9 protein-coding genes are annotated in these 12,503 nt (G+C 45.3%); 3 read left to right on the forward strand and 6 right to left on the reverse strand.

The genetic code is table 11. The annotated features are described in order from the left end of the window. Positions 1–43: 43 nt before the first annotated feature. Both FEF09_RS08285 and FEF09_RS08290 read right to left on the reverse strand, forming a co-directional pair. Complete coding sequence (locus FEF09_RS08285; RefSeq protein WP_186774243.1) at positions 44–1,669, reverse strand: gliding motility-associated C-terminal domain-containing protein; 1,626 nt, start codon at positions 1,667–1,669, stop codon at positions 44–46. 103 nt (positions 1,670–1,772) lie between these two features. Then, complete coding sequence (locus tag FEF09_RS08290) at positions 1,773–2,843, reverse strand: RluA family pseudouridine synthase (RefSeq protein WP_222596935.1); 1,071 nt, start codon at positions 2,841–2,843, stop codon at positions 1,773–1,775. A 474-nt stretch (positions 2,844–3,317) separates the two neighbouring features. Here FEF09_RS08290 and lipB point away from each other — a divergent pair, with 474 nt between their 5' ends. Further along, positions 3,318–4,034, forward strand: coding sequence for a lipoyl(octanoyl) transferase LipB (gene lipB / locus FEF09_RS08295; RefSeq protein WP_146304671.1), 717 nt, complete (start codon positions 3,318–3,320; stop codon positions 4,032–4,034). Between the two features lie 83 nt (positions 4,035–4,117). Here lipB and FEF09_RS08300 read toward each other — a convergent pair whose 3' ends face one another. The 4 genes from FEF09_RS08300 to FEF09_RS08315 form a co-directional block, all read right to left on the reverse strand. Further along, the gene (locus FEF09_RS08300; protein ID WP_146304672.1) at positions 4,118–4,909 is read right to left on the reverse strand and encodes a hypothetical protein; all 792 of its coding nucleotides are present in this window, start codon (positions 4,907–4,909) and stop codon (positions 4,118–4,120) included. A 171-nt stretch (positions 4,910–5,080) separates the two neighbouring features. Continuing rightward, positions 5,081–5,995: a 1-aminocyclopropane-1-carboxylate deaminase/D-cysteine desulfhydrase gene (locus FEF09_RS08305; protein ID WP_146304673.1), complete on the reverse strand. Its 915-nt coding sequence runs from the start codon at positions 5,993–5,995 to the stop codon at positions 5,081–5,083. An 86-nt stretch (positions 5,996–6,081) separates the two neighbouring features. Further along, a complete protein-coding gene (locus FEF09_RS08310; RefSeq protein ID WP_186774244.1) occupies positions 6,082–8,403 on the reverse strand; it encodes a family 20 glycosylhydrolase in 2,322 nt (773 codons plus the stop codon). A 109-nt stretch (positions 8,404–8,512) separates the two neighbouring features. Beyond that, the gene (locus FEF09_RS08315; RefSeq protein WP_146304675.1) at positions 8,513–9,853 is read right to left on the reverse strand and encodes an alpha-L-fucosidase; all 1,341 of its coding nucleotides are present in this window, start codon (positions 9,851–9,853) and stop codon (positions 8,513–8,515) included. A 199-nt stretch (positions 9,854–10,052) separates the two neighbouring features. Here FEF09_RS08315 and FEF09_RS08320 point away from each other — a divergent pair, with 199 nt between their 5' ends. Both FEF09_RS08320 and FEF09_RS08325 read left to right on the forward strand, forming a co-directional pair. Next, entirely contained in the window at positions 10,053–10,955 is a 903-nt protein-coding gene (locus FEF09_RS08320) for a sugar phosphate nucleotidyltransferase (protein ID WP_146304676.1), read from the forward strand. 408 nt (positions 10,956–11,363) lie between these two features. Continuing rightward, positions 11,364–12,269, forward strand: a complete 906-nt coding sequence (locus FEF09_RS08325; protein ID WP_146304677.1) for a branched-chain amino acid transaminase — start codon at positions 11,364–11,366, stop codon at positions 12,267–12,269. Positions 12,270–12,503: the final 234 nt, after the last annotated feature.

The following is a 12,503-nucleotide window of genomic DNA, read 5'->3' on the forward strand; positions in this document are numbered from 1 at the left end:
CTGTGCCGTACGCTCTTCGCTTTTATTGCTTATTATTTTTGTCTTAGTAGATCACTGTTACAGAACCTGTCTTCTTCACTTTCTCTCCCGTTGACACCACTTTGTAATCCATCATCCATACATAGGTTCCAAACGGTACTCTTCCTTTCTGCCAGGTACCTTTCCAACCTACATCCGGATCGGTGGTGTAGTAAATCCGTTGCCCCCAGCGGTTGAAAATGACCAGCTCAAATTCCGTAATGGGACATCGGAATTTCGGTCGGAAGTAATCATTCACGCCATCTGCATTCGGTGTAAAGGCCGTCGGCAGATACACCTGACAACCACATTCCTGGAAAGCTATATCCACTTCATCTATCGATTGTCCGCAACTATTGTTGGCCACAATCGCATAGTGTCCGGCCTGCGTGACCGGGAATATCGGCAGTGAAGAACTATCCTGCCATTTATAATTCATACCGGCTCCGTCAGGATGCAGATTATATACCGTTCCCATACACAACAGGGTATCATGCCCCAGATTTGTACGTAAGGTATCTTCAAACTGTACGTGAATAGTATCCTGATCTATACATCGGCCTACTTTTGCTTCAACCCAGTAATAACCGGTTTCCCGCACATAGAAGGTCGCTTGTTTGGAAGTATCCTGCCAACGATAGGAGGCTGTTCCGAAATCAGCTTTCAATACCAGTGTTTCACCTTTACATACGATGGTATCATTGCCGAGATCGAGTTCTCTGTCTGGTTTATAACGTATCAGAATGGTATCCAGTACTTCACAGGTATTGTTGATTTCTACAAATACCCAGAGATCCCAGTTACTTCTGATTGTTGTCGTAGCTGTGGTTGCGCGGTTACCCCAACGATAACCGGTAGCGCCGGGTGTGGTCGCATCCAGCGTGATGGATTCTCCCGGACAAAGGATCGTGTCTTTACCCAGTGAGAATGGATGTTGTGCACCGGCAAAAGCGATATAGATCGTATCCCGGTACAGACCACAACCTTTTGCATCTGCCGTAACGATGTAAGGCGTGGATGGCATCGCTACATCACTATGTACGATGATATTAGGTGTGATAGCCCCGGTGTTCCAGATATAAGTACAGTTCTGTGCAGTCGCATCCAGTTCAATGGTCTCACCGAGACACAATACCAGACTGCTGTCACCCAGATCTATTTCCGGAACAGGCGTATAAAAGATGTTAACGGAATCGGGTACAAGACAACCATTGATCTTTACCTTATAGGTGGTCATGGTGTCTACAAGGATACTCCGGCCGGTGGAACCGTCCTGCCATTCATACGTGGCCCCGGGTACATCCGGTGCTGTCAGTGTAATGGTCGTGCTATCACAGAGGGTCTGATCGGTCGGGCCAAAGTCATAGATAACCGGCGCCACAATGTTCAGATTCGTGGTAGATGTTGACGGTACGCCTGCACGGTAGGCAATGAGTTGCACAGTGTAAGGACCAACGGTATTGTAAAGATGGGCGCCTTTAATTCTGCGGGATGTATCCGCAGCTCCGGAGGCCGGGTCGCCGAAATACCATCGTACGGAGTCTATGCCTGCGAGGTCCGCTTCAGCTATTTCAAATCTAACACTATCATTCTGGCAGGTCGTCGAGTACGTAAATTGTGTCTGTGCCTGGGCACTAAATGCACCCAGCATGGTTATTAAAACCGCGATTAATAGATATAGGCTTCTCATGAAGGGACATGGGTAAGGTGCTAAATTAAAACAAAAAATGATATGTTTTAATTTTTTAATGGATTTACTCTTCTAATGGTCGGGCGCTCACATAGCGTCTCCATTTCTCCAGAACGGCTTTAAAATCTTCAGGTAACGGACTTTCAAAATGGATAGGTTTACGTGTACGCGGGTGTATGAAACCAAGTGTCTGCGCATGCAGGGCATGGCGTGGCATGATTTCGAAACAGTTTTCCACAAATTGTTTGTATTTGGCAAATACGGTGCCTTTCAGGATACGGTCACCGTTATAAGTATCATCATTAAACAGGGAATGGCCGATGTGCTGCATATGTACCCTGATCTGGTGAGTACGTCCTGTTTCCAGACGGCACTCGATAAGTGTCACATAATTAAAACGTTCCAGCACTTTATAGTGGGTGATCGCCTCTTTACCATATTCTCCGTCAGGATAGGCATCCATGATCTTACGGAATCTCTGGTGACGACCAACATGCGCTTCAATGGTTCCTTCATCTTCCTCGAAATCACCCCATACAAGGGCCAGATAACGGCGCTGTACAGTATGATCGAAGAACTGTTTTGCCAGATCGTTCATGGCTTTCTCCGACTTGGCTACTACCAGCAATCCACTGGTATTCTTATCAATACGGTGTACCAGACCGAAACGTGGGATGCTTGGTTCCGGCGCCGGTGTTGTGGTATGGTCGCCCAGATACCAGGCCAGTCCATTGACAAGGGTTCCGGTATAGTTGCCACAGCCAGGGTGTACCACCATGCCCGGCAACTTGTTGATTATCATTAAATCTTCGTCCTCATATACAATATCCAGCGGCAGTTCCTCCGGAATCACCTGCGTGTTCTCCGGATTCTTATTGGAATACACAACGATACGATCGCCCGCCTTCACTTTATAGTTGGATTTAACCGGTTTGTCATTGACGATGACCATGCCGTTATCGCATGCCTGCTGAATTTTGTTGCGGGTAGCACCTTCTACCCGGTTCATCAGGAACTTATCCACACGAAGTGGCTCCTGACCTTTGTCAGCTATTATATTCACCCGCTCATACAGCTCCTCGCTGCCTTCGCCGTTCTCCAGTTCATCGTCAATTTCAATCAGTTCTTCCGCCATGAGGATTCAAAATTTTGGCAAAGGTACGAATAACCGGGCGCAAGTCCACAGTTTGGGTAAGCTTTGATCAGGAGATGCTTCAGGTATATTCCAGAAATGCTGGCAGGTGATGCTCATTTTCAAGCGATAAGACATAATATTGGGTAGGGTATTGGGTCAGATGGCAGACACTATCGGGTATAATATAGGTATATTCAAAGGAAGGGATGTAGCATGAGATAAAGCATAGATGCGTCGTATATGCGTCGTGTATGCGTCATGTCAATAGTGCTTTTGTGGCTAATAGGGGGCATTCGGGACATCTCATCAATAGAACGATACGCTTTTCTTGTCTTATCAATAGTTATACTATACTCATGCTACGTTAATGCTACCTTTTTTACGTAGCATTAACGTAGCATGAGTATAGTATAACTCCATCCAATTCCTGATAGAGCACAGCAAGTGGTAATTCCGTATTTTTGCACCTGCAATATGAACAAGAAGATCCACACGAACGACCTGGGAATCATTGATTATCAGAAGGCCTGGGATTATCAGGAGCAACTTTTACAGCAGACTGTACGCATCAAACAGGCATTGGCAAAAGGGGTAGAGGCGCCGGGACAGGCACAGGAAACGACAAACTACCTGTTGTTCTGCGGTCACCCGCATATCTATACCCTCGGTAAGAGCGGACATATGGAAAATCTCCTGCTGGATAGTCAGCAGCTGGAAGATAAAGGCATCACTTTTTCAAGCACAAACCGCGGCGGTGATATCACCTATCACGGACCCGGTCAGGTAGTAGGATACCCAATCCTCGATCTGGAAAATTTCTTTACAGATATAGGGAAATACCTGCGTAATCTGGAGGAAGTTATCATCCTTACACTGGCAGATTATGGCGTCAAAGGCGAGCGTTCTGCAGGAGAGACTGGCGTATGGCTGGACCCGCAGGATCCGGCGCGTGCCCGTAAGATCTGTGCCATGGGAGTACGTTGCAGTCGTTGGGTGACTATGCATGGTTTCGCGCTGAATGTGAATACCAACCTGGACTATTTTGGAAATATCGTGCCTTGTGGCATTGTTGATAAAAAAGTAGCCTCCATGCATGAAGAGCTGGGTAGAGAAGTAGCTGAAGCGGAAGTAAAAAGCCGGATTGCACAGCATTTCGCTACCGTCTTCGGTGCTGAAATGATCATGGACTAAAGACAACATATCAGTTATAAAAGCGCAAAGCCCTCTTCGTCATTGACGGAGAGGGCTTTGCGCTTTTATAAACGTGTTAATTGTTAGTTTCTGTAAGTCAACGGGATATAGAGATTCCATTTCTCATATGCTTTCCCCTCCTGATAGATCTCGAAGTTGAACCAGCCCGCATGCAGGAAGATCGCTTTTTCCAGTATCAGGAAAGGCTCCTTTATCTGTGGAATCTCAAAAAGGAAGGAACCATCCGGTTCGAAGAACTTAACACTGTATTTCTTTTCCGGCGCATCCGGCAGCTTGATATTCACATTGCCATCGGCAGTGGTATAAATGTAGTTAGACGGATGCCAGACGATCTTTTCCTCTTTCACAACCTTCTCTTTCGCGGTCGTAGGATTGGTACCTGTATTAATACCCGCCTCTTTCGCAGCGGCGATCGCTTCTTTTACATCTGACAATTGTAGCTTTTTGGTTGCATCTATTGTACTGTCTGGTACAGCCAATACAATTTTGGAATACAGATAGCGTCCGTTATTAAATTGGATAAAGAGACGATAGTAGTTAGACCCGGGCAACGGTTTGACATCATTATAGGAATTCCTGAAATCATTCGGATTACTCACCAGACCAATCGTACTGAAGTTCAGTACGCTATCCAGAGAGCGCTGAACACCGATAAACTTCACATCCCGGAAACCGGAGATGAATTCCAGTGAGATCTTGCCCGTCTTAATGAGGGCCGAGAAATCAGGTAATACCGGAGGTGTATTAGATTGGGTCTGTGCCTTAACTGAAAATACTGATGCTGTAAAAATAACTGCGAATAAAATAAGACGCGACAACTGCTTCATAAATGCTAATTCCTGTGCTGTATCCATGTCTCCGGAGCCTTGATTTATACAAGAACGCCGGGTTTCCTCTTTAAGTTGGCAAAAATAATAAAATGATAGACCTGACAGGTATCAAATACCGTTAAAAAAATCCAAACAAAGATAGCAAGGCTATCCTGTGGCTGGAAATAGTTACTACCGTAAATATAAACAAATCTGCTATATGGCGTTTCCCTGCAATCCGCCGGTGTGGATAAGTAACACATTACTACCATCCGGATACCTGCCTTCCTGTATATCCTGTCTGAACCCCATCAGTAGCTTGGAAGTATAGATCAAGTCCACCTCAATACCGGTTTCACTATGAAACTCAGCCATGAAGGCTTTTAATGTAGCGGGTACTTTCGCATAACCTCCGCCATGATGTTCATGGAGCAATTCCCAGTGAGGATGAGGTATGGGATATAGCAGGGACCGGATTTCATCTGACAGGTAGGAGGCGCCTTTTAATACCACATAACCAAAGACCGTCTGTTGTGGTGTTGCGCTATTGATAATACCGGCCAGTGTGGTACCGGTACCAACAGCACAGGCGATATGGCTGAAGTATCCTGTAGCTGATACAGGAGAAATAACACTTTTATCAACGGCCTCCATCCGCCTGATGGCCAGCGGCAGGATCTCTTCACAGCCTTTTGCACCCAGCGCATTATGGCCGCCTTCGGGTATGATGAATGCATCCGGATAAAGCGCAGTCCAGTCTGTATCCTCCTTCTGACGATAGGCCTCCCGGCTGATGAATACCAGTTCCATATTGCGGGCGGCTGCTTCCTGTAGGGTATGGCTTAGCACCGGCGGTCTTTCTCCCCGGATAATACCGGTACAGGTAATGCCTGCCAGCTGACAGGCAGCTGCCGTAGCGGCAATATGATTGGAATAGGCACCGCCGAAGGTGACAATATGGTTTTTACCCGCTTTGATCGCAGCGTCAAGATTATATCTGAGCTTGAACCATTTGTTGCCCGATACTTCCGGATGAAGCAGATCCAGCCTTAACACAGCGGCACGGATACCGGAGGGCAACCATGAAGGGGTAATGAACTGCAGTTGTATATTGTCGTAATCAAATTGCATGACGCGCAAAGTAACGACATTGGGTTGTATATATAAAAAGGGTGTGTCATAAGACACACCCACTACAAAATGATATGAACAACTGTTTACTGTCCGGTGAAAAACACATCCGCCGGATTCAGTTTCTCTGTGTTTCTGTATATACCTGCATCCAGCCATGCGCCGGTACCGGTATTGAAGTATTGTACCTTAATGCGGTGCAGGCCTTTTCGTAAAGGTAAAAAGCCACTACGGTCCTGCAGATCATGCTGACCATCATTATCAACTACTACCTGATCATCTATGTAAAAAACGGCGCCATCGTCACTGTTCAGATGGAATTCATAGAGATCATCCGCGGGAATCTTAACCAGTCCGGTGAATGTAACACCGTATTCTTTTACAGGCAGCGGACGGATATCCACTGCTGGCAATATACCGCTGCTATCACCTTTTTCAGGCAATTGCTTTGCACTGGCAGGTACTGTTTTTACCAAAGAAAAACGCAGGCCCTTTGCGCCTTGTTTAGTCACTACAGGCGGGAGGAAAGCTTTCCGTACATAGGAAGCGCTATATAATGGGCTCACCCGTCCTCCAGGCAATACCACAATACAATTTAACTGAGCCGTACCATTTTCCGGAACGTTGATCGTAACAGGCTGTGTATAAGGTTTGCTGCGCAATCCGGGTTGCGTACCATCAGTTGTATAATAGATCATACCACCTTTCACCGGGGTCTTTAGTGTGACACTTACCGATGGCGTCGTCACCACTTTACTTTCTAATCCGATAGGTTCAGGTATACGGAAATTAATACCTGCATAACTCATGCGGGAAAGCTCCAGTGGCAGCTTACGCAGGAAGCGGTTATAATTCTTTTTGCCGGGTTGTGCCCATGCTATTTCAGACAGGGCCAGTGCACGCGGCCATATCATGTAATCCAGCATCTGCTGATCCGGAATGAACTCCGTCCATATATTTCCCTGTACACCTTTGATATAACGTTGTTCCGTTGGCGTTAGCGATGGTGGTAATGGCTCATAATTATATACAGTCTTCAATGGCAGGTAAGCAGCTGCATTCAGTGGTTCTGTAGCGGGCTGTCCCTGTGTATAATCAAAATACAGATAAGTATTAGGCGTCATGATGACATTGTGTTGCTGTTTTGCGGCAGCAATACCACCTTCTTCCCCACGCCAGCTCATAACGGTCGCATTGGCTGCCAGTCCGCCTTCCAGTATTTCATCCCATCCGATAATAGAACGTCCTTTGCTATTGACAAATTTCTCCATCCGCTGAATGAAATAACTCTGCAAAGCATGTTCATCTTTCAGTCCGAGTCTGCGTATCATACGCTGTACTTCTGCGGATTCTTTCCATCTGTCTTTCAGGCATTCATCTCCACCAATGTGGATAAACTGGCTGGGGAAGAGGTCTATGACTTCTGTCAATACATCCTGCAGGAAGGTAAATACAGAATCATTAACAGGATTCAGTACATCTTTGGAAATACCCCAGGTAGTACGTACTTCATAAGGACCTTTGGTATTACCAAAAGATGGATAGGCAGTCAATACAGCCTGTGAGTGGCCCGGCATCTCTATTTCAGGGATGATCGTAATATTTCTTTCTGCTGCATATTTAACAATATCGCGTACTTCATCCTGTGTATAGTAACCGCCATAAGGTGTACCATCATAGGTTGTACTACGACGGTGATGCCCAACGATGGTTTCTTTTCTGGTAGAAGCAATTTCTTGCAGACGCGGATATTTTTTGATTTCAATGCGCCATCCCTGATCGTCGGTAAGGTGCCAGTGGAAGCGATTGAATTTATAAAGTACCATCATATCAATAAACTGTTTGATGGCGGCGGGAGGGAAGAAGTGGCGGCTTACATCGAGCATCATGCCACGGTAGGCAAAGCGTGGATAGTCCTGAATTTTTACACCGGGCAGATGCAGGCTGCCATTATAAGGAGTTTGTCTGACAGTGTCAGTCGCAGGTTTAATATTCTTATTAACAGGAAACAGTTGTATCAGTGTTTGCAGACCATAAAACAGACCGGCTGCGTCGCCTTGCAGATATACTCTGCCGGTATTTACTTCGAGTATATATCCTTCTGCTTTGCCGTTGCGTGTTTCCACAATTTTGATGATGGAGTTGGATGCTTGTCCGGATGCTGATGCAGGATTGGCAGGAAGCCTGAAGTTGTAATTACGTTGCAGGTAATCATTCAGGAATGCAGCTGTTTTTTCAGCGCCTTTGCCACTGTATTGAATGGTTGCCTGATCGTTTACAACAAAGCTGCCGGGCATAGGATTGAGCAGTAGTGGCTCAGGGATAATAGTGATGTCGCCGGTTTTCAACTGTGCGGTACCTGACAGGTAACAGCAAATTGCGAGCATCGACAGGAATAATGTTTTCATATGCGTCATGTTGGTATGGTTATTTACTGGCCGTTCCAAGTCATTGTCCACCTCCTCATTTACTATATGGAATCTGCAGTCCACCGTTGGGCGGACTGCAGATATTGTTTTATTCGTTTGTCAGGAATCCGCCTTTACCGCGATACAGCTTTACTTTGCCGTCCAATTCCAGCGCCAGTACAGTCATGTATTTATCCTGTACGTTAGCAGGGACGTCAATATAAACCAGTCCGGGTACGGCGCTCCAGGAGATCTTTCCTACCACTTTATGCGTCAGCTGTTGCGCATTGCCTAAGACACTGATCTTTTTAATATTGTTCACCAGGCCTTTCACCATTACCTGACCGCTTACATTACCAGCCAGGAAGAGGTATAAGGTAGTGGAATCTTTTGATAAAGTGGTAGGACCGTAAAAATGTCCTGCCGGAATTCCTGCTACCGTATTAAAAATGGCCGGTGCATGTTTTTTATTCCATGCTCCCAGCTCTTTCAGCACATGCACTTCTTCAGCAGGAATGGTGCCATCTTCGGCAGGGCCGATATCCAGCAGCATATTACCGCCATTGCTGACTGCATCTGCAAAGATGGTGATGACTTCATAAGGCGTTTTGAAATTGGTGTCATCCGGGTGATAGCCCCAGTTATTGTTAATGGTCATACAGAGTTCCCACCAGTTGTAATGTGGTCTGGATACCGGGAAGTTCTGTTCAGGCGTATCATAATCACCATATCCCTGCAGGCGTCCGTTGATAATGGTATTGGGGTTATGGCTGGTCAGCATCTTTCTGATTTTCACAGCTTCCCATTCTTCAGCGCTATGTTCCCAGTCACCATCAAACCACCAGAGGTCAGGATTATACTGCTGCATTACTTCTTTGAGCTGACCTTCATAGAAGTTCAGGAAGCGTTGCCAGCGGGCTGGATCTTTCTTTGCGTCATAGCGGCTGCTGTCTTTCAGAAACTGTGGATAATCCGGATAACTCCAGTCTATCAGTGAGAAGTAAGCACCAGCTTTGATGCCCTGTTTACGTAAGGCAGTATAGAAAGGAGTGAGTACGTCACGTTTGGCAGGCGTGCTGTTGGCCATATCCAGTTTGCTCAGTTTACTATCCCATAGGGCAATACCGTCATGGTGTTTGGTGGTCATTACAGCATAACGTGCACCGGATTCTTTGATTAATGCAGCCCATTCTTCCGGATGATAATTCTTTGTGGTAAAGCCTTTTAACTGCTGCATATAGTCAGTATAGGCGATCTTCCTGTTATGGAAGGACCAGGATTCGTCTACTCCGTTGACGGAATAGATACCCCAGTGAATGAAGATGCCGAGTTTAGCATCGGCAAACCATTGCATTTTTTCACGGATGGAATCAGCTTGTGTGTGTTGTTGTGCGTTGGCAATTCTTAGTAGTGGTAGTATCAGGACTACCGATAACAGTAAACGTCTCATTCTATATTCACATGTGTTTAAAATGTAATATTTTTTTATTCTATAAAATTGCCCCGGTTGGTACGGGATTTGTTGAATGATGGCCCATAGGCGTAACAGTTTGGTAACAAAAAGAAGCTGTGAAAATAGTTTTAATGATTAAATTTATCGCCAGGAAAATGTTCATCCAATACATGAAAACACAAAAAACAATCTATAAATGCAACCAACTTTATTGATCCTTGCTGCCGGTATGGCTAGCCGATACGGTAGCTTAAAACAGATCCAGCAGTTTGGCCCCAGCGGTGAAACAATTGTTGATTACTCCATTTACGATGCTATCCGTGCTGGTTTCGGCAAGATAGTGTTCATTATCCGCAAGGATTTTGAAAAAGAATTTAAGGAAATATTTGAACCTAAACTGAAGGGCCGTGTGGCTACTGATTATGTATATCAGGAGATGGATGCATTCACAGATGGCTATCCGATGCCGGCTGACCGTACCAAGCCATGGGGTACAGCGCATGCCGTATTGTGTGCAAAAGATGCTATCAACGAGCCTTTCGCAGTGATCAATGCAGATGATTTTTATGGTCGTGACTCATTTGAGAAAGCAGCAGCTTTTCTGAAAAATGATGCTAAACCGGATGTATACAGCGTAATTGGTTATCAGCTGAGCAAAACGATCAGTGAACATGGTTCCGTTTCCCGCGGCGTGTGTGCAGCTGACAGTGAAAGCAATCTGGCTGCTATCAACGAAAGAACCAAGGTATATAAAGATGGAGAGCAGATCGTGTATGAAGATGCTGATGGTAGCAAACACGAACTGGCGCCTGATACTCCGGTTTCTATGAACTTCTGGGGTTTCCATCCTTCTGTATTTAAAATGAGTCAGGACCTGTTCAAGGACTTCCTGCAGCAGAATGGAGACAAACCTAAGTCTGAATTCTTCATTCCTATCGTGGTAGATCACTTTATTAAGAACAAAGTAGGTGTTGTAAATGTCATCCCTACAGGTGCGCAGTGGTTTGGTGTTACTTATAAAGAAGATGCTCCCGGTGTACAGGAAAGCCTCTCTGCTCTGGTAAAAAGTGGGGAATATCCGGACAACCTCTGGAAATAGAAGCTGAAGAATTGTAATAATTTTGCTATTTGTATGGAATTCAGCTAAAGAATCGGTGTTTTATTTCAAAAACTTCAAAAAGTGAAGTTTTGTTTGCGAAATAACTAAATCTTTGGATTGTATTGTTTTTTAGTTTTATGACCAATACATTTGTAGAAGCAAAAAAAAAGCATACCTCCATGTGGGTAAATAAAGATAACAATAAGATTAATCACATAGTAGCTCAGCTCAACTGGGCTATTACACTAGTCGTGATTGTCGTTGTCATTATTAGCCACCAGTATGGAGGATAGGTTAACGTGTACAATCACTAATGATAAACAAGACGCCTTCCTCCATCAGAGGAAGGCGTTTTTTTGTGCCTGTAATTAGAAAAGCAATCCAAAATCGAATTCTAATATCTGAATTATGTATAGCTATTACAACGAGAACACCATTCTTTACATTAACGGGGAGTATAAGAAAGCTACCGCGGCCACTACAGATCTGTATGGTCAGTCATTACACTATGGGTATGCTGTGTTTGAAGGCATCCGTGCTTACAAAACAGCTGATGGAACTGTGAAGATTTTCAAAGCAAAAGAACACTTCGACAGATTTAAACGTTCCTGCGAATTAATACACATGCCGTATCCATTTGATAATGATGAACTGGTAAAGGCCTGTTACAAAGTGCTGGAAATGAATAATATGGAAGAGGCGTACATCCGTCCGCTCGCTTTCTGCCCTCCGAACATGACACTGAAGGCTGCCTCCGAAACACATGTACTGATCTGTGCATGGGAATGGGGTGCATACCTGGGCGAAAAACTGCTGCGTGTGATGACTTCATCTTACCAGCGCCCGAATCCAAAAGCATTCAAGATCGAGTCCAAAACAGCTGGTCTGTATGTAAACTCCATCCTGGCTTCACAGGAAGCAAAGGAACAAGGTTACGACGAGGCGCTGCTGCTGGATATCAACGGCTTCGTAGCTGAAGGTCCTGGTGCTAACCTGTTCTTCGAAAAAGACGGTAAAATCTTCACACCTCCTCCGGGCAACATCCTGCCAGGTATTACCCGTGCTACCGTGATCGAACTGTGTCACGAACTGGGTATTCCGCTGGAAGAGAAACTCTTCACTACTGACGAACTGAAAACAGCTGACTGTGTATTCTATTGCGGTACTGCTGCTGAAGTAGTAGGTTGGGATTCACTCGATGGCCACAGCTTTAACAAGCCATGGGCTACTTCTCTGGGTAAACTGCTGCAGCAGGCTTACAAAGCGAAAGTACTGGAGAAAGAATTCGATCGCGCTGCGGTTCCAGTCGCGTAAGCCACTGGTATCAGTACACAGATATTCATGAAAACTCGTGCTGATTCAGGTTGTATTTCCTCTATATACATTAACCTGAGAGTGATACACTATTGTATAAAACCGATAGTATCGTATCCCATTTGAATCAGATAGCTAACAAAGCATCACGCTTTGTACCTATGGTATAAAGCGTGATGCCTTCTATAAACACTTCGTTCAGGCCTCACATTCTTCCCGTTACAGCCTTTTTTA

The sequence above is a fragment of the Chitinophaga pinensis genome, from assembly GCF_007896845.1.
GTDB classification, from domain to species: domain Bacteria; phylum Bacteroidota; class Bacteroidia; order Chitinophagales; family Chitinophagaceae; genus Chitinophaga; species Chitinophaga pinensis_C.